Source organism: Streptomyces sp. NPDC059718 (genome assembly GCF_042733315.1).
Taxonomy (GTDB): Bacteria; Actinomycetota; Actinomycetes; order Streptomycetales; family Streptomycetaceae; genus Actinacidiphila.
On record NZ_JBHWGA010000018.1, the window covers coordinates 19,030 to 40,479 of the forward strand.

Annotated in this window: 19 protein-coding genes; 10 read left to right on the forward strand and 9 right to left on the reverse strand. The window is 72.2% G+C overall.

The features are described from left to right. Positions 1 to 145 precede the first annotated feature (145 nt). Both radA and disA read left to right on the forward strand, forming a co-directional pair. Positions 146 to 1,534: a DNA repair protein RadA gene (radA, locus tag ACFV3E_RS20980; RefSeq protein ID WP_499513239.1), complete on the forward strand. Its 1,389-nt coding sequence runs from the start codon at positions 146 to 148 to the stop codon at positions 1,532 to 1,534. Positions 1,535 to 1,600: 66 nt separating this feature from the next. Continuing rightward, positions 1,601 to 2,731: a DNA integrity scanning diadenylate cyclase DisA gene (gene disA, locus ACFV3E_RS20985; RefSeq protein ID WP_500367461.1), complete on the forward strand. Its 1,131-nt coding sequence runs from the start codon at positions 1,601 to 1,603 to the stop codon at positions 2,729 to 2,731. Positions 2,732 to 2,788: 57 nt separating this feature from the next. On the opposite strand, the gene ACFV3E_RS20990 is transcribed toward disA, so the two are convergent. Then, a complete protein-coding gene (locus ACFV3E_RS20990) occupies positions 2,789 to 3,628 on the reverse strand; it encodes a hypothetical protein (protein WP_500535990.1) in 840 nt (279 codons plus the stop codon). Positions 3,629 to 3,799: 171 nt separating this feature from the next. Here ACFV3E_RS20990 and ACFV3E_RS20995 point away from each other — a divergent pair, with 171 nt between their 5' ends. The 5 genes from ACFV3E_RS20995 to ACFV3E_RS21015 all read left to right on the forward strand — a co-directional run bounded on the left by ACFV3E_RS20995 (position 3,800) and on the right by ACFV3E_RS21015 (position 8,047). Continuing rightward, complete coding sequence (locus tag ACFV3E_RS20995; protein ID WP_500535991.1) at positions 3,800 to 4,687, forward strand: HhH-GPD family protein; 888 nt, start codon at positions 3,800 to 3,802, stop codon at positions 4,685 to 4,687. Positions 4,688 to 4,830: 143 nt separating this feature from the next. Continuing rightward, entirely contained in the window at positions 4,831 to 5,400 is a 570-nt protein-coding gene (locus ACFV3E_RS21000; protein ID WP_500367465.1) for a SigE family RNA polymerase sigma factor, read from the forward strand. Next, complete coding sequence (locus ACFV3E_RS21005) at positions 5,385 to 6,089, forward strand: hypothetical protein (RefSeq protein ID WP_500535992.1); 705 nt, start codon at positions 5,385 to 5,387, stop codon at positions 6,087 to 6,089. The genes ACFV3E_RS21000 and ACFV3E_RS21005 overlap by 16 nt, the downstream gene beginning before the upstream one ends. After that, positions 6,082 to 6,765 (forward strand): two-component system response regulator CseB, encoded by a 684-nt coding sequence (gene cseB, locus ACFV3E_RS21010; protein ID WP_500535993.1) that lies wholly within the window; start codon positions 6,082 to 6,084, stop codon positions 6,763 to 6,765. The genes ACFV3E_RS21005 and cseB overlap by 8 nt, the downstream gene beginning before the upstream one ends. Further along, positions 6,686 to 8,047 (forward strand): sensor histidine kinase, encoded by a 1,362-nt coding sequence (locus ACFV3E_RS21015; protein WP_500535994.1) that lies wholly within the window; start codon positions 6,686 to 6,688, stop codon positions 8,045 to 8,047. The genes cseB and ACFV3E_RS21015 overlap by 80 nt, the downstream gene beginning before the upstream one ends. 132 nt (positions 8,048 to 8,179) lie before the next feature. Here the strand turns inward: ACFV3E_RS21015 and ACFV3E_RS21020 are convergent, their stop codons facing one another. Then, positions 8,180 to 9,724, reverse strand: coding sequence for an MDR family MFS transporter (locus ACFV3E_RS21020; RefSeq protein ID WP_500535995.1), 1,545 nt, complete (start codon positions 9,722 to 9,724; stop codon positions 8,180 to 8,182). Positions 9,725 to 9,848: 124 nt separating this feature from the next. On the opposite strand from ACFV3E_RS21020, the gene ACFV3E_RS21025 reads away from it, so the two are divergent. After that, positions 9,849 to 10,433 (forward strand): TetR/AcrR family transcriptional regulator, encoded by a 585-nt coding sequence (locus ACFV3E_RS21025; RefSeq protein ID WP_500535996.1) that lies wholly within the window; start codon positions 9,849 to 9,851, stop codon positions 10,431 to 10,433. On the opposite strand, the gene ACFV3E_RS21030 is transcribed toward ACFV3E_RS21025, so the two are convergent. Further along, positions 10,415 to 11,125: a M23 family metallopeptidase gene (locus tag ACFV3E_RS21030; protein ID WP_500535997.1), complete on the reverse strand. Its 711-nt coding sequence runs from the start codon at positions 11,123 to 11,125 to the stop codon at positions 10,415 to 10,417. The genes ACFV3E_RS21025 and ACFV3E_RS21030 overlap by 19 nt on opposite strands. A gap of 363 nt (positions 11,126 to 11,488) precedes the next feature. On the opposite strand from ACFV3E_RS21030, the gene ACFV3E_RS21035 reads away from it, so the two are divergent. Then, positions 11,489 to 14,236, forward strand: coding sequence for an NACHT domain-containing protein (locus ACFV3E_RS21035; protein WP_500535998.1), 2,748 nt, complete (start codon positions 11,489 to 11,491; stop codon positions 14,234 to 14,236). Here the strand turns inward: ACFV3E_RS21035 and ACFV3E_RS21040 are convergent. Together ACFV3E_RS21040 and ACFV3E_RS21045 are read right to left on the reverse strand one after the other, a co-directional pair. Next, positions 14,224 to 15,981 carry a ricin-type beta-trefoil lectin domain protein gene (locus ACFV3E_RS21040; RefSeq protein WP_500535999.1) on the reverse strand — a complete coding sequence of 586 codons (1,758 nt, stop codon included), beginning with the start codon at positions 15,979 to 15,981 and terminating at the stop codon, positions 14,224 to 14,226. The two genes, ACFV3E_RS21035 and ACFV3E_RS21040, sit on opposite strands and share 13 nt — an antisense overlap. A gap of 333 nt (positions 15,982 to 16,314) precedes the next feature. Next, a complete protein-coding gene (locus ACFV3E_RS21045; RefSeq protein ID WP_499513226.1) occupies positions 16,315 to 18,831 on the reverse strand; it encodes an ATP-dependent Clp protease ATP-binding subunit in 2,517 nt (838 codons plus the stop codon). A gap of 432 nt (positions 18,832 to 19,263) precedes the next feature. Here ACFV3E_RS21045 and ACFV3E_RS21050 point away from each other — a divergent pair, with 432 nt between their 5' ends. After that, a complete protein-coding gene (locus tag ACFV3E_RS21050; RefSeq protein ID WP_500536000.1) occupies positions 19,264 to 19,791 on the forward strand; it encodes an SCO3374 family protein in 528 nt (175 codons plus the stop codon). On the opposite strand, the gene ACFV3E_RS21055 is transcribed toward ACFV3E_RS21050, so the two are convergent. The 4 genes from ACFV3E_RS21055 to ACFV3E_RS21070 form a co-directional block, all read right to left on the reverse strand. Then, the gene (locus ACFV3E_RS21055) at positions 19,722 to 20,063 is read right to left on the reverse strand and encodes a histone-like nucleoid-structuring protein Lsr2 (protein ID WP_499513224.1); all 342 of its coding nucleotides are present in this window, start codon (positions 20,061 to 20,063) and stop codon (positions 19,722 to 19,724) included. The two genes, ACFV3E_RS21050 and ACFV3E_RS21055, sit on opposite strands and share 70 nt — an antisense overlap. Positions 20,064 to 20,228: 165 nt before the next feature. Further along, positions 20,229 to 20,747, reverse strand: a complete 519-nt coding sequence (locus ACFV3E_RS21060) for an amino-acid N-acetyltransferase (RefSeq protein WP_431962047.1) — start codon at positions 20,745 to 20,747, stop codon at positions 20,229 to 20,231. A gap of 9 nt (positions 20,748 to 20,756) precedes the next feature. After that, positions 20,757 to 21,161, reverse strand: a complete 405-nt coding sequence (locus ACFV3E_RS21065; RefSeq protein ID WP_499513223.1) for a BlaI/MecI/CopY family transcriptional regulator — start codon at positions 21,159 to 21,161, stop codon at positions 20,757 to 20,759. 55 nt (positions 21,162 to 21,216) lie between these two features. Then, a complete protein-coding gene (locus tag ACFV3E_RS21070; RefSeq protein WP_500367481.1) occupies positions 21,217 to 21,405 on the reverse strand; it encodes a hypothetical protein in 189 nt (62 codons plus the stop codon). Positions 21,406 to 21,450: the final 45 nt, after the last annotated feature.

Consider the following 21,450-nt stretch of genomic DNA (forward strand, 5'->3'; position numbering starts at 1 on the left):
GTGATCCCGCCCGAAAGAGCACACGCCGCTCACCCCGTCGGGTGACCCTCCGGCCACGTGCGCGAGCCATTTCCGGAGCGGGACGGCAAGGGCCCGCGCCCCGGGCCGTGCGGCGTTGTCGGTGGCACCCGATAGCGTGCGGCACATGGCTGCCCGTACCCGCCCCGCTTCCAAGGACCGTCCGTCGTACCGCTGCACGGAGTGCGGCTGGACGACCGTCAAGTGGCTCGGCCGCTGCGGCGAGTGCCAGGCGTGGGGCACGGTCGAGGAGTACGGCGGCGCATCCCCGGTGCGCACGACCGCGGCCGGCCGGGTGACGACGCCGGCCAAGCCGATCGGGCAGGTGGACGGCCGCCAGGCCACCGCGCGCGGCACGGGCGTGCCGGAGCTGGACCGGGTCCTGGGCGGCGGGCTGGTGCCCGGGGCCGTGGTGCTGCTCGCGGGGGAGCCGGGCGTCGGCAAGTCGACGCTGCTGCTGGACGTCGCCGCGAAGGCGGCCGGGCCCCAGGCGCGCACGCTCTACGTGACCGGTGAGGAGTCCGCGTCGCAGGTGAGGCTGCGGGCCGACCGCATCGGCGCCCTGTCCGACCACCTCTACCTCGCCGCCGAGACCGACCTGTCGGCGGTGCTGGGGCATCTGGACGACGTCAAGCCCTCGCTGCTGATCCTGGACTCGGTGCAGACGGTCGCCTCCCCCGAGATCGACGGAGCCCCCGGCGGCATGGCCCAGGTCCGCGAGGTAGCGGGCGCGCTGATCCGCGCCTCGAAGGAGCGCGGCATGTCGACGCTGCTCGTCGGCCACGTCACCAAGGACGGCGCGATCGCGGGCCCCCGGCTGCTGGAGCACCTGGTGGACGTGGTGCTGTCCTTCGAGGGCGACCGCCATGCCCGCCTGCGGCTGATCCGGGGCATCAAGAACCGCTACGGCGCCACCGACGAGGTCGGCTGCTTCGAGCTGCACGACGAGGGCATCACGGGCCTGGCCGACCCGTCCGGACTCTTCCTGACCCGGCGCGACGAGCCGGTCCCGGGCACCTGCCTGACCGTCACCCTGGAGGGCAAGCGCCCGCTGGTCGCCGAGGTGCAGGCGCTGACCGTCGACACCCAGATCCCCTCCCCGCGCCGTACGACCTCCGGCCTGGAGAACTCCCGGGTGTCGATGATGCTGGCGGTGCTGGAGCAGCGCGGCCGGATCAAGTCGATCGGCAAGCAGGACATCTACACGGCGACCGTCGGCGGCGTGAAGCTCGGGGAGCCGGCCGCCGACCTGGCGGTGGCGCTCGCCCTGGCCAGCGCCGCGATCGACACGCCGCTGCCGAAGAACCTGGTCGCGGTGGGTGAGGTGGGCCTGGCGGGCGAGGTCAGGAGGGTCACCGGGGTGCAGCGCAGGCTCGCCGAGGCGGCCCGGCTGGGCTTCACCCACGCCCTCGTGCCGCCGGACCCGGGGAAGATCCCGTCGGGGATGAAGGTGACGGAGGTGGCGGACATAGGGGACGCCTTGCGCGTCCTGCCCAAGAGGGCCCCACGTCCCTGACCCTTCCGACGGTAAACTTTGCCCTGGTCTCGCCCATCCGGGCATCCGTACGACCGGAGGAGAGCAGTGGCAGCCAACGACCGGGCGTCAGCTCCCGGCAAGGCCTGGAGTCGCGAGGGCTCGGGCGGTGAGGGTCTGATGCGCGCCTCCCTGAGCGCCGTGGCCCCCGGCACCGGCCTTCGGGACGGCCTCGAGCGGGTCCTGCGCGGCAACACCGGCGGCCTCATCGTGCTGGGCATGGACAAGACCGTCGAATCACTGTGCACCGGCGGTTTCGTGCTGGACGTCGAGTTCAGCGCCACCAGGCTGCGCGAGCTGTGCAAGCTCGACGGCGCCCTCATCCTCGACCGGGACATCACCAAGATCGTGCGGGCCGGGGTCCAGCTGGTGCCGGACGCGGCGATCCCCACCGAGGAGACCGGCACCCGCCACCGCACCGCGCAGCGGGTCTCCATCCAGACCGGCTTCCCGGTCGTCTCCGTCAGCCAGTCGATGCGGCTGATCGCCCTGTACGTGGCCGGTCAGCGCCGCGTCCTGGAGGACTCGGCGGCCATCCTCTCCCGCGCCAACCAGGCGCTGGCCACCCTGGAGCGCTACAAGCTGCGCCTGGACGAGGTCGCGGGCACCCTCTCCGCCCTGGAGATCGAGGACCTGGTCACCGTCCGGGACGTCACGGCGGTCGCGCAGCGCCTGGAGATGGTGCGCAGGATCGCCACGGAGATCGCGGAGTACGTGGTCGAGCTGGGCACCGACGGCCGGCTGCTCTCCCTGCAGCTGGACGAGCTGATCGCGGGCGTCGAGCCCGAGCGCGAGCTGGTCGTCCGCGACTACGTGCCGGAGCCGACCGCCAAGCGCAGCCGCACGGTCGCCGAGGCGCTCACCGAACTGGACTCGCTGCCCCAGGGCGAGCTGCTCGAACTCCCCACCGTGGCAAGGGCGCTGGGCTATGCCGGCTCCCCCGAGGCGCTGGACTCCGCGGTCTCGCCGCGCGGTTACCGGCTGCTGGCAAAGGTGCCCCGGCTGCCGAACACGATCGTGGAGCGGCTGGTCGAGCACTTCGGCGGGCTGCAGAAGCTGCTCGCCGCGAGCGTGGACGACCTTCAGACGGTCGACGGCGTCGGCGAGGCCCGGGCCCGCTCCGTCCGCGAGGGGCTGTCGCGCCTCGCGGAGTCCTCCATCCTGGAACGCTACGTCTGAGGCCCGGGGGTCCGGCCCCGGGCCGGACGTCCGGGCGTCCTGGCCGCCCCGGACGTCCTAGACGTTCTTCAGGACGAAGGACGTCTGCTTCGCGGAGCGGCCCGGGAGCTTCACCTCGAGCAGGTAGGTGCCGTACGGGGCCGCCCCGCCCTTGGGCGTGGCGCACTGCGGGGAGCTCGTCCGGCGGTCCCACTCGACGTCGTACGAGGTCGAGCCGCCCGCCGGGACCTGCAGCAGGTACGAGGCACGGCTCTTGGGGCAGTCGTCGCTGGCCCACACATGGTGGTCGTTGACGTCGCTGATGGAGAAGACCGCCGAGTCCGGGCCGAAGTCCAGCTTGCAGGCGGTGGCGGAGGGGTTGGTCGCGGTCAGCGTGAACCGCGGCCGCTCACCGGGCTCGTAGGCGTTGTCGGTGCTGCGCACGCTCAGCGAGACGCCTGGCCCGCAGTTCGGCAGCGAGGAGCCCGCGGGCAACTGCGCACCGCCGCTGCCGCTCCCACCGCCACTGCCGCCGGAACCACCCGCGTCCGCGGCGCCCGAGGCACCGGCGTCCGTACCACCGTCGGTGGCACCGGAGTCGGCGCCCTGCGAACTGCCGTCCGTGGCGCCGGAGTCGCCGCTGCCGCCGTCCGTGGCGTCACCGCCGTCGTCGCCGCCGGAGCCACCGCCGACCGAGCCGCCCGGGCGGGAGCTGTTGAGCGGACCGCTCGCGGACGGGCCGGGGGTGATGGACGGCGCGGGTGAACGGCCGTCCGGCCCGTTGGCGCTGTTCCCCCCGCCGTCACGGGAGTTGACGGCCCATACGACCAGGACGGTGAGCAGCCCGACCAGGAGCAGCACAACCGCCCGTCGCCGCCAGTAGATGGAGGACGGGAGAGGTCCCACGGGATTGCGCATTGAGCCCACGCGCAAACCTTATGCGGTTTCCCTTGAATCGGACCAAGGCACGCGCGGCACGCTGGCAACTTGTGTGATTGATCAGCAGATCTCCCCTCCGTTCCGGGGAGCTCCCCCACCCGTTCGCGCTGCCCGCCACGGCGGTCCCGGGGACGTAGGATCGGAGGCGCTATGAACGACGACCGCGACCACCAGCAGCTGCACTCCCCCGTGATCGACTGGTTCGACGACAACGCCCGGGACCTGCCGTGGCGCCGTCCCGAAGCGGGCGCCTGGGGCGTCATGGTCAGCGAGTTCATGCTGCAGCAGACCCCGGTCAGCCGGGTCCTGCCGGTGTACGGGGCGTGGCTGGAGCGCTGGCCCACGCCCGGCGCCCTCGCGGCGGAGCCCTCCGGCGAGGCGGTCCGCGCCTGGGGCCGGCTCGGCTATCCGCGCCGGGCGCTGCGACTGCACGCCGCGGCGACCGCGATCGCCCAGCTGCACGCCGGCGAAGTGCCGACGGAGCACGCCGAGTTGCTGGCCCTGCCGGGGGTCGGCGAGTACACGGCCGCCGCGGTGGCCTCCTTCGCGTACGGGCAGCGGCACGCGGTGCTGGACACCAATGTGCGCCGGGTCTTCGCGCGCGCCGTGACCGGTGTGGAGTACCCGCCGAACGCGACGACCGCCGCCGAGCGCCGGATCGCCCACCGGATGCTCCCCGCCGACGAGGCCACCGCCGCCCGCTGGGCCGCGGCCACGATGGAACTGGGCGCCCTGATCTGCACCGCCCGCGGCCCCGAGTGCGTGCGCTGCCCGATCGCCGGGCAGTGCGCCTGGCGGCTGGCCGGCTCCCCCGCGCACGAGGGCCCGCCCCGCCGCGGCCAGACGTACGCCGGTACCGACCGCCAGGTCCGGGGCAGGCTGCTGGCCGTGCTGCGCGAGGCCACGGAGCCGGTGGCGCAGGCCGAGCTGGACGCCGTGTGGCACGAGCCCGTCCAGCGCGCCCGGGCCCTGGACGGCCTGGTCGCCGACGGCCTGGTGGAACCCCTCGAGGACGGTCTGTACCGGCTGCCCGGCTGAGCGGCGCACACTCCGGACGGCCCTGTCGTTACACAACCGATGGGTGGCTGTGGGTCCGCTGTGCGGCGGTGGTCGCGAAAGCCGTACATCCGCTCCGTAGCGTCGACCAGGTCGTAATCAAGCGCGCCGGACGGAGGGACGCCATGGCGGCGAACGCCCAGGGGACAGCCCAGGTCATGGACTTCGAGGAGTACGTGCGGAACCGGCAGGAGGCCCTGCTGCGCAGCGCGCGCCGGCTCGTCCCCGACCCGATCGACGCCCAGGACCTGGTGCAGACGGCGCTGGCCCGCACCTACCCGCGCTGGGGCGACATCGCCGACAAGAACCTGGCCGACGCCTACATGCGCCGGGTGATGATCAACACCCGTACCGAGTGGTGGCGCGCCCGCCGGCTGGAGGAGGTGCCGACCCCCGAGCTGCCGGAGGGTTCCGTGGACGACGGCGCCGACCAGCGGGCCGACCGGGCGATGCTGCTGGACGCGCTCGGCATGCTGGCCCCCAAGCAGCGCCAGGTGGTGCTGCTGCGCCACTACCGGCAGCTCAGCACGGAGGAGACGGCGCACGCGCTGGGCATGTCGGTGGGTACCGTGAAGAGCACCCTGCACCGGGCGCTGGCGCGGCTGCGCGCCGAGCTCGAGCGGCAGAGCAACGGATACGGAAGGCCCGTGGAGCCCGTCACGGGCAGGACGGAGGGCGTGTGCGCCGCAGCGTAGTCCCGGTGGGTACCGCCGCCGCCGCTGTCGCGGTGTGCGGGGCACTCGTCGCCGTGACCAGCTGCCGCGACGCCGGCGGCGTGCGCGAGGAGGGCACCGCCGCGGTCGCCTCCCCGGCCCTGCCGTCCCCCTCGGTGTCGGCGCCGGTACCTGACGCCCGCACGCTGGACGGCGGGCGGTCGGCGGACCCGCGGGCGGTGGACGCCAAGGCCACCGCGGACGTGGTGCGCCTGGTGAAGCACGACCCGAAGGTGGCCCGGGACATCCGGGACAGCCTGGTGGCCTGCGCCGCGCCGTCCACGGGTGCGGGGACCCGCCCGAAGCCCGCGCAGCAGCCGTACCCGGTGGACCGCCGCTCGGGCCGGCTGACCGGCGGGGACGGCACGGACCTGGTGGTCACCGTCTCGACCTGCGCGGACAGCGTGGGCATCGGGACCTACGTCTACCGCCGTGTGGACGGCGCGTACGTCAACGTCTTCGCCGACGAGCAGCCCCCCGTCTTCGCCGAGATCGGCGACGGCACCCTGAAGGTGACCCACCAGGTGTACGAGCCGCAGGACGCGGTCTCCAACCCCTCGGGCGAGGACGTGACCACGTACCGGTGGAACGGCTCCCGCTTCGAGGAGGTCTCGTTCTCCCACCGCGACTACGAGACGGACGACGACACCGGGAGCGGTCCGCATGGCTGACACGCACGTCCTGTTCGTCGAGGACGACGACGTCATCCGCGAGGCAACGACGCTGGCGCTGGAGCGCGACGGCTTCGACGTGACCGCCGTGCCGGACGGCCTGGCCGGGCTGGAGGCGTTCCGGGCCCGGCAGCCTGACCTGGCGCTGCTGGACGTGATGGTGCCGGGCCTGGACGGGGTGAGCCTGTGCCGGCGCATCCGGGACGAGTCGACGGTGCCGGTGATCATGCTCTCGGCGCGGGCCGACGCGATCGACGTCGTCCTGGGCCTGGAGGCGGGTGCCGACGACTACGTCACCAAGCCCTTCGACGGGGCCGTGCTGACCGCCCGCATGCGGGCGGTGCTGCGGCGCTTCCGGGTGGCCGCGGCGGACGAGCCCCCGGCCGGGGCCGGGGTGCTGGCCTTCGGGGACCTGGAGGTGGACCCGGAGGGGATGGAGGTGCGGCGCGCCGGTGACCGCCTGGCGCTGACGCCCACGGAGATGCGGCTGCTGCTGGAGTTCTCGGCGGCGCCGGGGACGGTGCTGTCCCGGGACCGGCTGCTGGAGCGGGTCTGGGACTACGAATGGGGCGGCGACACCCGGGTGGTGGACGTCCATGTGCAGCGGCTGCGGGCGAAGATCGGGCAGGAGCGCATCGAGACGGTGCGCGGCTTCGGCTACAAGCTCAGGGGCTGACGCGGTGACCGCGCGTCCCGGGGGCCCCGCGGCGAGGAGGCCCCGTCCGCTGCCGAAGATCGGGCTGCGCTGGAAGGTCTGCGTGGCGATCGCCGTGGTGTCGGCGCTGGTCGCGCTGGTGCTGAGCCTGGTGGTGCACAACGCGGCCCGGGCCAGCATGATCGACAACTCCCGTGACGTGCAGAACGAGCGGGTGCAGTTCGCCCAGCGGATCTACGAGTCCACCGGCCGGCTCACCTTCGACGCCCGGCTGGACGACCCGGACCTGCCCGCGCCGCTGAAGCGGCTGGCCCGGGAGGGCAAGCGCGCCACCTACGTCTCCGACACCGGCGGCGCGCCCGTGGTGTGGGCGGAGACCCCGCTGGCGGACGGCAAGGTCCTGTCCCTCAATTCGGCGTTCACCGACCGCTTCTCGGTCCTGGAGGACCTGGACCAGGCGCTGGTCATCGGCTCGTCGGCGGTCGTCGTGGGCGGCACGGCGCTGGGCGTGCTCATCGGCGGGCAGCTGTCCCGGCGGCTGCGCAAGGCGGCCGAGGCGGCCGGCCGGGTGGCCGACGGGGAGACGAACGTACGGGTGCGCGACGCGATCGGCGGCCGGGTCCGGGACGAGACGGACGAGCTGGCGCGCGCCGTGGACGCCATGGCGGACGTCCTGGCCGGCCGGCTGGAGGCGGAGCGCCGGGTCACCGCGGACATCGCCCACGAGCTGCGCACCCCGGTGACGGGGCTGGTCACCGCGGCCGAGCTGCTGCCGCCGGGCCGCCCCTCCGAGCTGGTCAGGGACCGCTCGCAGGCGCTGCGCACGCTCGTCGAGGACGTCCTGGAGGTCGCCCGGCTGGACGGCGCCGCCGAGCAGGCCGACCTCCAGGACGTGGCGCTCGGCGACTTCGTGCGGCGCAGGGTCGCGGCCGCCGCTCCCGAGGCGACCGTGACCGTCCGCGACGACGCCGTCGTCCGCACCGACCCGCGCCGGCTGGAGCGCGTCCTGGGCAACCTGCTGGCGAACGCCGGGCGGCACGGCCGCCCGCCGGTCGAGGTCACCGTCGACGGCCCGTACGTGGAGGTCCGCGACCACGGCCCGGGCTTCCCCCGCGACCTGCTCCGCGACGGCCCGAGCCGCTTCCGCACGGGCAGCAGTGACCGGGCCGGCAGCGGCCACGGCCTGGGGCTGACCATCGCCACCGGTCAGACCCGCGTCCTCGGCGCCCGCCTCACCTTCCGCAACGTGCCCGAGGAGGAGGGCGGCGGCGCGGTCGCCCGCTTGCTGCTGCCCCGCGAGTGACGGCGGGTCCGACGCAGCCGTCCCACGCCATGGGCCGCAGGTTGTCCGCCGAACGGACGATGCCCGCACGCGGGTCGGACGACGACCCCCGTGCGAGCATCGGCAGCGGGTGGAGCGGGGTGGGCCGGTGGCTCAGACGACCTCGACCGCGGCGACCGCTTCCTCGGTGCTGGGCGTGGCCGGCGCCGAGCGCAGCGGGATCTCCTTGACGAAGAAGGCCAGCAGGAAGCCGATGACGCTGACCGCCGCGCCCCACAGGAAGACGTGGTGCGTGCCGCCGGCGACGGCGTGGAGGTAGGCGTCCTTGACGGCCGGGGGCAGCTTGGCCAGGCCCGCCGGGTCCAGCTGGGCGGAGCCGGACGCGGCGCCCGCGGCGGCGTCGCCGAGGCGGTCCGTCATGGTGTTCTGCACCTGGTGGGTGAAGATCGCGCCGAAGAGGGCGACGCCGAAGGAGCCGCCGATCGTCCGGAAGAGGGTGGAGGACGAGGAGCCGACGCCCATGTCCTTCATCTCGACGCTGTTCTGCGCTATCAGCATCGTGATCTGCATCAGGAAGCCCATGCCCGCGCCGAGCACGGCCATCCACAGGCCGGAGACGAAGCGGGTGGTGCCGGTGTCCATCGTGGACAGCAGGTAGAGGCCGACGGTCATCAGGCCGCCGCCGACGATGGGGAAGATCTTGTACTTGCCGGTCTGGGTGGTGATCCGGCCGGCGATCAGCGAGACGACCATCATCGCCAGCAGCAGCGGCAGCAGCAGGAGGCCGGAGTTGGTCGCGGAGGCGCCCTGGACGGTCTGCTGGTACAGCGGCAGGAAGGTCATCGCGCCGAACATCACGAAGCCGACCAGGAAGCCGATCACCGAGATCAGCGAGAAGTTGCGGCTGTGGAAGATGTGCAGCGGGATGACGGGCTCCGCGACGCGGTTCTCCACGAAGAGGAAGGCGGCCAGCGCGGCCAGGCCGAGCACCAGCAGGCCCAGGATCTGCGGCGAGCCCCACGCGTACTGGTTGCCGCCCCAGGTGGTGAGCAGGACCAGCGAGGTGATGCTGACGGTGAGCAGCACCGTGCCGAGGTAGTCGATGCTGGTCTTGATCTGCTTCTTCGGCAGGTGCAGCACCGCCGAGATCATGAACAGGGCGACCACGCCGAGGGGGAGGTTGATGTAGAAGCTCCAGCGCCAGCCCCAGTTGTCGGTGATGCTGCCACCGACGAGCGGTCCGCCGATCATGGCGACCGCCATGACGCCGGCCATCATGCCCTGGTACTTGCCGCGCTCCCGCGGCGGGATCAGGTCACCGATGATCGCCATCACGCCGACGATCAGACCGCCGGCGCCCAGGCCCTGCACGGCGCGGAAGGCGATCAGCTGGCCCATGTCCTGCGCCATGCCGGACAGCGCCGATCCGATCAGGAAGATCACGATCGACGACATGAAGATGCCCTTGCGGCCGTACAGGTCGCCGAGCTTGCCCCAGACGGGCGTCGATGCGGCGGTGGCCAGCGTGTACGCGGTGACCACCCACGAAAGGTGCTCCAGGCCGCCCAGCTCGCCCACGATGGTGGGCATCGCGGTGCCGATGATCATGTTGTCCAGCATCGCGAGCAACATCGCGATCATGAGCCCGAACAACACCACGCGCACGCTGCGCTGCGGGGTGTCGGCGGTGTCCGCCATCACAAGCTCCCCTACTTGTTTCTTGCCTGTCTTCGGTTGCTTACCTGCCGCCCGGCTAGTTGCCTGGGGCACCCTGACAGTATGCGGCTTACTAGCCGGGCGTCAAGTAAGTTAAAGTTCGCCCATGGCAACGCCCCACGCACGCAGAGGTGATACGCGACGCCGCATCCAGGACGTCGCGCTGCAACTCTTCGCCGAGCAGGGATACGAGAAGACGTCCCTGCGCGAGATCGCCGAGCACCTGGACGTGACCAAAGCGGCGTTGTACTACCACTTCAGGACCAAGGAGGACATCCTCAACAGCATCGTCGAGGACCTCGCCTCACCGGTCGACGAGCTGATCGCCTGGGCCACGGAGCAGCCGCGCACCCTGGAGACCAAGTGCGAGGTGCTGCGCCGCTACGCGGACGCGCTGTGGAGCGCCGGACCGCTGTTCCGCTTCATCCAGGAGAACCAGGCCACCGTCCGCGACCTGAGCATCGGCGAGACCTTCAAGACCAAGCTGCTCGCCGTCCACTCCCTGCTCAAGGACCCGGACGCGCCGCTGACCGACCAGGTGCGCTCCATCACCGCGGTCTTCGCGATGCACGCGGGGATGTTCGCCATGCAGAACCTCGAGGGCGACCCCGAGGAGAAGCGTGCCGCCGTCCTCGAGGTCGCCCAGGAACTGATCGCCCAGACCTACCGGGGTCAGACCGACACGCCGTGAGCCCGCAGGTAGGGCAGCGGGTTGACGGACGAGCCGTAGTACGGGGTCTTGCGGATCTCGAAGTGCAGGTGGGGGCCGGTGCTGTTGCCGGTGTTGCCGGACAGCGCGATCTGCTGGCCCTGGCCGACGTGCTGGCCGATGCGCACCTGCATCTTCGACAGGTGGCCGTACTGCGAGTACATGCCGTTGGCGTGGCGGATCACGATGTTGTTGCCGTAGGCGCCGCCCCAGCCCGCCTCGACCACGGTGCCGGCGCTCACGGCGTGGACGTTGGTGCCGATCGGCACGGCGAAGTCCTGGCCGGAGTGCTTGTGGGCCCAGCGGGCGCCGTTCTGCATGTAACCGGCGGACAGCGCGTACTTCTTGACCGGGACCGACCAGGCGCTGTTGCTGCGGCTCTGCTGCTGCGGGGCGCTCTTCGCGGACTGCGCCACGTGGTTCCGGTGCTTCCAGTGCAGCTCGGCGCGCGCGTGACGGTCGGCCTTCACGGCGGCGGCACGCTGCTGCACGTCGGCCTGAGCCCGGGTGACGTCCGCCAGCTTCCCGGCCGCGCCGAGGCCCAGCAGGCTCCCGTCCCGCGTCTCCGCCATGGCCGTCCCTGCCGCACCGAGTGCCAGCGAGGCGCAGACGCCGGCGGTGACGACGGTGCGACGGCCGCGGAAGACGGAGTTCGAGATCTTGGGCATACGCATTCGGAATTACCTCGCGGAAATAGCCGGACAAGTACATTGCGACGTGTTCGCCGCGATCCCTTGGTAACCCGACATTCCAGCCCCGGACAAACCCCCCCGATTACTACCGTCTTTCGTAGGTTGCACCGCCCGTGCCCCGCTTCCCCGCCTGCGGCAAGGGTTCTGTCCCCTATGGTGATTCGTACGTGGCCCAGGTCACGTGGGTCACGTCACCGGCCCCGGGACCAAAGGGAATTGCCCTTCGGGACCTAGGTCCCGTGGCCCGGGTCACACGGAATGGGAAATCCGGGAGCACGCGGAGCGCGGGAAAGGGAAAACCGCGCGAACCGCGCGACGGGGGGCGGGAACGTGGATCCTTCTGCCGTGGGCGTACGGCTGGCGTCGGCTGTCGCGGGGCCACTGCTCAAGAGGCTCTTCGTGGCCGAGGGCCCCGGCGCGGGCCTCGTGGACCGGCCGGTCCGCATCTCCTCCCGCGTCTCCTTCAGGGGCGAGAAGCGCACCCTCACCGACGCGGACCTGCGCGCCCTGGCCGCCAAGCTGGTGCACCAGGCCCTGCGCACCGGGGAACGCCCCGTCGGCGCCGACGAGGAGACCGCCGTCGCGGACGCCCTCGCGGCCTCCCTGCGGGCCCTGGGCGACCTCGACCTCACCGACCTGCAGGCCGTGGGCCTCGGGCACACCGCGTTCGCCCGCGCGCTGCGCCGTGCGGCCGGGTCCCCGGAACGGGAGCTCAGCGCCGACGGGGCGCACTTCCACGAACGGCTGCTCGACACGGCCTGCCTGCACATCCTGCACTTCTTCACCCAGCGCTCGACCTTCGTCGCCGCCACCCTGGTCGAGCAGAGCCGGACGCTGGGCGACCTGACCGCCCGCGTCGACGAGCTCATCGCCCGCACCCCGCTGCCGGGCGGCGAGGACGCGGCCTTCGAGCGGCGCTACCTGGCGTACGTCGCGAAGAAACACGGCCGGCTCACGATCCACGGCCTCGACCTGGCGGACACCCCGGACCGCTGGCCGCTGGACACCGCCTACCTCAGCCTGGAGGCGGCACCGTCCGCCGGGCCCCCGGTGGGCGGGCCCCCGGACGGCGGGCCTCAGGACGGCGGGACGGAGGGGCCCGGGGGACCCCGCGCCGCCGACCGTGCGCTCGCCGCGCACGAGCGGGTCCTGCTGCGCGGCGAGGCCGGGTCGGGGAAGACCACGCTCGTGCAGTGGCTGGCGATCGCCTGCGCGCGCCAGGACCCGGACGAGGGCATGGCGTACCTGGAGGACCGGATCCCTTTCGTCCTCCCGCTGCGCACCCTCACCCGCCACGGCGAACGCCTGCCCGCGCCCCCCGGCTTCCTCGCCGCCGCCGGCTGCCCGCTCGCCGGCACGCAGCCCGCCGGCTGGGAGACCCGGGTCCTGACGGAGGGCCGCGGGCTGCTGCTGGTCGACGGCATCGACGAGATCCCCGAGTCCGAGCGCCGCCGCGCCCGGGCCTGGCTCCGCGACCTGCTCGACGCCCATCCCGGCAACCGCTGGCTGGTCACCTCCCGCCCCTCCGCCGTACGGGAGGACTGGCTGGCCGGGGAGGGCTTCACCGAGCTGGCCCTGACCCCCATGGGCCCCGCCGACGTCGCCGCCTTCGTCCGCCGCTGGCACGCCGCCGCAGGGCCGGAGGCGGCCGGGTACGCCGACGGGCTGCTGAGCGCCGTACGAGCCGAGCCGGACCTCGGCCGGCTCGCCACCAACCCCCTGATGTGCGGCCTGATCTGCGCCCTGCACCACGACCGCCGCGGCTACCTCCCGCGGGCCAGGAAGGACCTGTACGCCGCCGCCCTGTCGATGCTGCTGGTCCGCCGGGACCGGGAACGGGAGGCGGCGGTCGTGCCGCTGCGCGAGGAGGCGCAGATCGAGCTGCTGCAGCGGCTGGCGCACTGGCTGGTCCGCAACGGCCGCACCGAGATGGACCTCGACCGGGCCGAGGCCGTCGTCGCGCGGGCACTGCCCGCCGTGCCCGAGGCCGCCGCGCTCGGCGACGCCGCCGCCGTCCTCACCCACCTCCTCGACCGAGGCGGCGTGCTGCGCCGGCCCGCACCCGGCACGGTCGACTTCGTGCACCGCACCTTCCAGGACTACCTGGGCGCCCGCGCCGCCGTCGAGGAGGGCGACTTCGGGCTGCTCGCCGCCCACGCCGCCGACGACCGGTGGGAGGACGTCCTGCGCATGGCCGTCGCGCTCGCCCGCCCGGGCGAGCGGGTCGCGATCCTCCAGGACCTCCTCGACCGCGGTGACCTCGCCGCGGACCGGCGCACCCGGGCACGGCTCCACCTGCTCGCCGCCGCCTGCCTGGAGCACGCCACCGCACTCGACCCGGCCGTGCGCGGGGCCGTGGAACGCCGCGCCGCCGCGCTGGTCCCGCCCGCCGACGCGGCCGAGGCCCGCGCCCTGGCGGAGGCCGGACCGCTCGTCCTGGACCTGCTCCCCGGCCCCGGCGGGCTCGGCGACGAGGACGCCCTCCACGTCGTGGTCACGGCCTGCCACCTGCCCTCGGACCGGGCCGCCGGCTATCTGGGCCGCTTCGCCGCGCACCCGTCCGTGCGTGTCCGCGCCCAGCTGATGTGGTCCTGGCACCGCTTCGACTGCGCCGTGTACGCGCAGGAGGTCGTCGCCCGTCTCGACCCGGAAGGCCTGGACTTCACCGTCCGCTCCGCCGACCAGCTGCGCGAGCTGCGCAGGCTCGGTCTGCGGCCCACCCGCCTCGACCTGCGGGGCGACCTGCCCGTGGACGAGCTGACCGGGTACGTGGCCGGGCTCGCCCTCACCGAGGTCAGGCTGAAGGACTGCGCGCTGCCCGACCTGCGCTTCCTGGCGGGCCAGCGGGGCCTGCGCAGGCTCGCGCTGCTCGGTCCGGGCACGCCCGCCGACTGGGGGTCGATCGGCGGGCTGCCCGCGCTGCGGGAGCTGCAGCTGGCCGCCCCGGCCGACGGACGGTTCGACCTGTCACCGCTCGCGGCCCACCCCGGGTCGCTGACCGTGCGCATCCCGCTGCCGGCCGACCGCCTCGCCGGGGCCGACCGGCTGCCCGCGCACGTGACCGTCGTCCCGGGACCGGGTCAGGGGCGGTAGCCGCCGTCCCGGTCCCCCCAGCCGTCCCAGCCGCCGTGGCCCCGGCCGTCGCCGCCGCCGTCGCAGTCCCCCTCGCAGGGCTCCCCGCCGGGGGCCGGGGAACCGGTGGCCGTGGGCGTCGGGCTCGGCGGCGCCGAGGGCGGCGCGGCCACCCGGGTCGAGCCGGCGAGCAGCTGCGAGCCGGTGGTGTACGCCACCGACTGGAAGCGGGGCGGGGCGACGGAGGTGTCGAAGGTCCAGCGCTGGACGGGCCGGCCGTCGCGGGGCCGCAGGACGACCTCCGCACCCGGCTCGCGGCCCTCGGGGGCGACCGCGAGCTGCTGGTTCCAGCGGGGGATGAGGTCCCCGGTCAGGGTGAGGTCGTAGCGCACGTCCTCGGCGCCGGTGACGAAGGACGCCGTGCACAGACCCAGTTCCAGCGCGGGGCCGCGGTGGGAGTTGAGGCAGTACGCGGGCTGGGCGACGCTCCGCATCAGCCCGTCCGGCTCGTACGACCAGAACTGCGTGGCACCGGAGTCGCAGCGCGCGGTGGCCGCCCCGGTGCCGATCACGGTGCGGCGGCCGGACAGGTCGATGCACAGGTCGTCGCCGTTGTTCCGGAGCCGGCCGCGGAGCCCGTCGGTGGGGGCGGGGTCGGCGGTGACCGTGCCCGGCGCGGTGTCCGAAGTGGTGACCGAGGCCGAGGCGGTGGGGGACGCCGTGGCCGCGGTGGGCGCCGTACCGGAGGCACGGTCGTCGCTGCCGCCGTCGCCGGTGGTGAGGCCGACCACCAGGGCGGTCACCAGGGCGCAGCCGCCGATGCCCAGCAGGGTCGCGGCGAGCCCCCGGCGGCCGCCGCTCGCGGCGCGGCGCCTGCGGCCGCCGTGGCGCCGCCCGGGAGAACCGCCGGAGCCCTTCTCGGCATCGTTGTCACGCGCCGCCCGGCGGGTGGGGCGGGAGTCGAAGTAGCCCCGCGCCTCCCAGACCAGCACCGCCTCGGCGATCAGCACGCCGAGCCGGTCCCCGGAGTGGTCGAGTTGCTCGGCCGCGTACCGGCAGTGGTCGCACCGGGCGATGTGCCGCTGCAGGTCGGGTACGAGACCGGCGCCCCCGCGGTGGATGGAGATGTCCAGCAGACGGCTGAACTGCAGGCAGGCCTCGTACGGCGCGAGGTCCCGGTGCGCCTGGACGCAGGCCTCGCGGAAGCGGGTGCGGGCGAGCTCCAGCTGCGCCGCCGCCCGCTCCGGGTCGATGCCCAGCAGCCCGGCCGGCACGTCGAGCGGCTCGGCGTCGACCTCGGCGTGCCAGAGCAGGCAGCGGGCGGGCTCGGGCAGCCGCATGAAGGCCCGGTTCGCCAGCCGGCGGTTCTCCGGTACCGCCAGGCGGGTGTCGGTCTGGTCGGGCCGGGGACGCAGCCGCCGGTGGAGCCAGGCGCGGCGGCGGTCGACGGCCCACTCCTCGGCGATCTTGTGGACGGTGATCAGGAGTTCGGGGCGCCAGGCCGCCGAGGGCCCGGTCAGCCGCAGGGTGTCGACGAAGACCCGGGTGAACGCGGCCGCCGCGAGGATACCGGCGGCGTGTCCGGAGACCGTGCACAACTCCGCGTACTCGGAGACCGGCCGCCAATGGCGGGCCAGCAACTCCTCGAACGGCTGGTGCGCGCCTTCCTTTCCCAGGGACTTTCCGATCTCTCCGGACAACGCCTCGTCCGGTACGCCGAACAGCCGGCCTGGGTGCGCGGAATTCGGGTGCGGGGATTCCTTCAACGAGAGTTTCCTTCCGCGTTCGCCCCGCCGGGAAAAGTACGAACCAATGTGCCGGCGCGGGACGCAGCTACGTGGGGGGAGGTGAGGCCGGGGCGCCGGTGAAGGGGCAAGGTGGCCTCTCCTCACTCTCGGCTGATCTTTTCGAATGCCTGCCGGAATGACGGCACGACACCGGCCGGAGCACGGAGAAGGAGGAGTCCGTGCTGAACATCGCTCACCTTTCCACAAATGCAACCGGCGCAACAAGGGTGGGTTCATGGGGAACGCAAAACGCGACGACCCCGCCCGCACTAATGTGCGGACGGGGTCGGCTCGCTGTGCGATTACTTGCGGTTACGCTTCCTTGCTGAGGTTCGGCCCGCCGGCCGCCTCGACCGGAGGCGCGTCGGCGACGGCGACCTTCTCCTCACCCCGGAAGGTGAACTTGATGTTCTCGCCCTCGCCCTCGGTGCCCACGACCACGATGTGACCGGTGCGCAGCTCGCCGAAGAGGATCTTCTCGGAGAGCACGTCCTCGATCTCGCGCTGGATCGTCCGGCGCAGCGGCCGGGCGCCCAGCACGGGGTCGTAGCCGCGCTTGGCGAGCAGCGACTTGGCCTCGGGGCTGAGCTCGATGCCCATGTCCTTGTCCCTGAGGCGCTCGTCCACCCGGGCGATCATGAGGTCGACGATCTGGATGATGTCTTCCTCGCTGAGCTGGTGGAAGACCACGATGTCGTCGACACGGTTCAGGAACTCGGGGCGGAAGTGCTGCTTGAGCTCCTCGCCGACCTTGGCCTTCATCCGCTCGTACCCGGTCTTGACGTCACCCGCGGCCGCGAAGCCGAGGTTGAAGCCCTTGGAGATGTCCCGGGTGCCGAGGTTGGTGGTCATGATGATGACCGTGTTCTTGAAGTCCACGACCCGGCCCTGGGAGTCGGTCAGGCGACCGTCCTCCAGGATCTGCAGCAGGCTGTTGAAGATGTCCGGGTGGGCCTTCTCGACCTCGTCGAAGAGGACGACCGAGAACGGCTTGCGGCGCACCTTCTCGGTGAGCTGGCCGCCCTCCTCGTAGCCGACGTATCCGGGCGGGGAGCCGAACAGCCGCGAGACGGTGTGCTTCTCGCTGAACTCGGACATGTCGAGCTGGATCAGCGCGTCCTCGTCGCCGAAGAGGAACTCGGCGAGCGTCTTGGAGAGCTCGGTCTTACCGACCCCGGACGGGCCGGCGAAGATGAACGAGCCACCGGGGCGCTTGGGGTCCTTCAGACCGGCCCGCGTACGGCGGATGGCCTGCGAGAGGGCCTTGATCGCGTCCTTCTGGCCGATGACGCGCTTGTGCAGCTCGTCCTCCATGCGCAGCAGACGCGAGGACTCCTCCTCGGTGAGCTTGAAGACCGGGATGCCCGTGGCGGTGGCCAGGACCTCGGCGATCAGCTCCTCGTCGACCTCGGCGACGACGTCCATGTCGCCGGCCTTCCACTCCTTCTCCCGCTTGGTCTTCGCGGAGAGCAGCTGCTTCTCCTTGTCGCGGAGGGAAGCGGCCTTCTCGAAGTCCTGCGAGTCGATCGCGGACTCCTTCTCCCGGCGCACGTCGGCGATCTTCTCGTCGAACTCGCGCAGGTCCGGCGGAGCGGTCATCCGGCGGATGCGCATCCGGGAGCCGGCCTCGTCGATCAGGTCGATCGCCTTGTCCGGCAGGAAGCGGTCCGAGATGTAGCGGTCGGCGAGGGTCGCCGCGGCCACCAGGGCGGCGTCCGTGATGGACACGCGGTGGTGGGCCTCGTAGCGGTCCCGCAGGCCCTTGAGGATCTCGATGGTGTGCGGCAGCGACGGCTCCGCGACCTGGATGGGCTGGAAGCGGCGCTCCAGGGCCGCGTCCTTCTCCAGGTGCTTGCGGTACTCGTCGAGCGTGGTGGCGCCGATGGTCTGCAGCTCGCCGCGGGCGAGCATCGGCTTGAGGATCGAGGCGGCGTCGATCGCGCCCTCGGCGGCGCCCGCACCCACCAGGGTGTGGAGCTCGTCGATGAACAGGATGATGTCGCCGCGGGTGCGGATCTCCTTGAGCACCTTCTTCAGGCGCTCCTCGAAGTCACCGCGGTACCGGGAGCCGGCCACCAGGGCGCCGAGGTCCAGGGTGTAGAGCTGCTTGTCCTTCAGCGTCTCCGGGACCTCGCCCTTGACGATGGCCTGGGCCAGGCCCTCGACGACGGCGGTCTTGCCGACGCCGGGCTCGCCGATGAGGACGGGGTTGTTCTTGGTGCGGCGCGACAGCACCTGCATCACGCGCTCGATCTCCTTCTCGCGCCCGATGACCGGGTCGAGCTTGGTCTCACGAGCGGCCTGCGTGAGGTTGCGGCCGAACTGGTCCAGGACGAGCGAGGTCGAGGGGGTGCCCTCGGCCGGACCGCCGGCGGTGGCGGCCTCCTTGCCCTGGTAGCCGGAGAGCAGCTGGATGACCTGCTGCCGCACCCGGTTGAGATCGGCGCCCAGCTTCACGAGGACCTGGGCGGCGACGCCCTCGCCCTCGCGGATCAGGCCGAGCAGGATGTGCTCGGTGCCGATGTAGTTGTGGCCGAGCTGGAGGGCCTCGCGGAGCGACAGCTCCAGGACCTTCTTGGCCCGGGGGGTGAAGGGGATGTGGCCGGACGGGGCCTGCTGCCCCTGTCCGATGATCTCCTCAACCTGCTGGCGGACCGCCTCGAGCGAAATCCCGAGGCTCTCCAGGGCCTTAGCGGCGACACCCTCACCCTCGTGGATAAGGCCCAGGAGGATGTGCTCGGTGCCGATGTAGTTGTGGTTGAGCATCCGGGCTTCTTCCTGAGCCAGGACGACAACCCGCCGCGCGCGGTCGGTGAACCTCTCGAACATCGTTAATCGCTCCTCAGAGCGGTCGGGCAGTTAGGGGCGTGTCCCCTCCCTGTCCTTCCGCATGCTAGTCCCGCACAGCGGGGCAGCTCACTTCAACCGTCGACACCTTGCGAGGTCGTTAACCCCCGCGCCGTCGACAACAGCCTCAACCCGATGGTGCGAGACGATGTTCCCGCAGGCCAGGCGGATAGCCCTTTATCCAGTACGCCGAGGGCGAACGCCCCGCCTGTCCGACATGGCCGTCGTCCGTTCCCACTAGGTATTTCTTACCCGCCCGCACGGACAGTCCATGCCGGGAGCACGCCCGCTGTCTGCTATAGGCGAACAGACTTGCGTCCTGGGGATTCACGGAGGGTGACGGGAACCGGCCGGCCGGGCACTCCCGGTGACCCGCCTCGTAACCCGGGACCCCCGGGGAGCGTTGCGCAGGGCATGCAGGCCTCACGGGTCCCGGCGACCCTGGAACACGCGGACGCCCTCGACGTCCCCGCGCAGGCGGGGCACGAGGTGCTCGGCCGCTTCCCGGCGCCCCGGACGGGACCGGTCGCCCTGGCGGGGTACCGGATGCGCTTCTTCGTCGCCCCGGGCAGCGCCGAGGAACTGCCCGGCCTGCTGGACTGGCTGGAGTGGAGCGGCATCCCGCTCGACCTCGTACCGCTGTGCGGGCGGGAGGCCGCCTACGACGACGGCGCGCAGGCCTGGCTCCGGCCGCCCGTTCCGGACGGCGGGCGCCACGCCGGCGCGCCGTTCTCCTTGCCCGCCATGACGCTCGGCACGCAGCCCAACCCCGCGGCGGACGGACGCTCCGGAGGGACCGTGGGCCTGACGGCCCTGGTCTCCGCGCTCGCGACCGCCTGCCACCGGGTCCGGCTGCGTGTCGCCCGGACCGATCAGCCGTGCGCCTTCTCGTACGCCTCGCGGATCTGCGCGGGGACACGGCCGCGGTCGTTGACCTCGTAACCCTCTTCCTTGGCCCACGCGCGGATCTTCGCGGTGTCCTGGCTCGCGGCGCCCCCACGGGAGGCGCCCTTCGCGGCGCGGCCCCGGCCGGCGCGGCCACCGGTACGGCGGCCGTTGTCCACGTACGGGCCGAGGAGACCACGCAGCTTGTCGGCGTTGTCGGTGGTGAGGTCGATCTCGTACGTCACTCCGTCGAGTGCGAACGTCACGGTCTCATCCGCCTCGCCGCCGTCGAGGTCGTCAACAAGAAGGACCTGAACCTTCTGTGCCACCGGCTTCCCTTTCATCGAATACGGATAACCGGTAAAAGCAAACCGCCTTTTCCCGGAAAACTCAAACCCCTTGCCCGAACTGCTCCCGGCCGGCCACCATCCCCGCGGCCTTCCGCGGGAACGTTTCGGACATACTGTTGTGCCGGACGGACGCCGTGGGCAGCCTCACAGATGCAACAGCATCCGGCTGTTGCCCAAGGTGTTCGGTTTCACTCGTTCGAGGTCGAGGAACTCGGCCACGCCCTCGTCCTTTGACCGCAGCAGCTCACCGAAGACATCACCGTCGACCGGCGTCTCGCCGATCTCCACGAAGCCGTGCTTCGCGAAGAAGTCCACTTCGAAGGTGAGGCAGAAAATTCGCCGCACTCCCAGCCACCGCGCGGTCTGCAGCAGCTTCTCCAGCACGAGATGCCCGACGCCCTTGCCGTGCTGCGCCGGATCGACCGCGAGGGTGCGCACCTCGGCGAGGTCCTCCCACATCACGTGCAATGCGCCGCAAGCCACCACTTCGGCGTCCTGGTCGTGTTCGGCCACCCAGAACTCCTGGATGTCCTCGTAAAGCGTCACCGTCGGCTTGTCGAGCAGGATGCGGTCGCGGACATAGGCGTCGAGCAGTCGCCGGACAGCCGGCACGTCGGCCGTCCGGGCCCGGCGGATGGTGACGTCATTTGATGCGGCGCGCATGTGCGGACGCTATCGCCCGTCCGATCCGCCCGTCTCCCCGGGGTCACCCGGATCAGCGGATTGCACCACCCGCATTGCGTCACGGAGGGCTTCTCGCTGTTCCGCCGACATCATGCCGAAGAAGGCGACAAGGGCCGCCGCGGGGTTGTCGCTGGCGGCCCACGCCTCGTGCATGAGTGCCGCCGAGTAAGCGGCCCGAGTGGAAACCGCCTCATAGCGATAGGCGCGTCCTTCGGCTTCCCGCCGGAGCCAGCCCTTCTGATGAAGGTTGTCCATTACGGTCATGACCGTCGTGTACGCGATCGAGCGCTCCCGGCGGAGATCCTCCAGCACCTCGCGCACCGTCACCGGGCGGTTCCAGCGCCACACCCGGCTCATCACGGCGTCTTCGAGGTCTCCCAATGGACGGGGCACACCCGAATACTAGTTGCTTACGGGCACAATGCCCGGAATGCCGGAAATCCCGAGGTCACACCCGGGGCTTCTCGATGCCGCCCGACCGCTGGGCCGGGGGCTGCGCGCCGGACAGCGCGGCGTCGACCACCGCGTCCTCCTTGGCCTTGTTGACCCCGCCCTGGCTCCTGATCAGCGTCCGGATGAGGAAGGTGAACGCGATGGCCATCACGGTGGGGGGCACGAGCGCGGAGACGTAGTCCATGGCACCAGGGTAGCCACGCCCCCTGCCGCGCCCCGCGGCGGACCA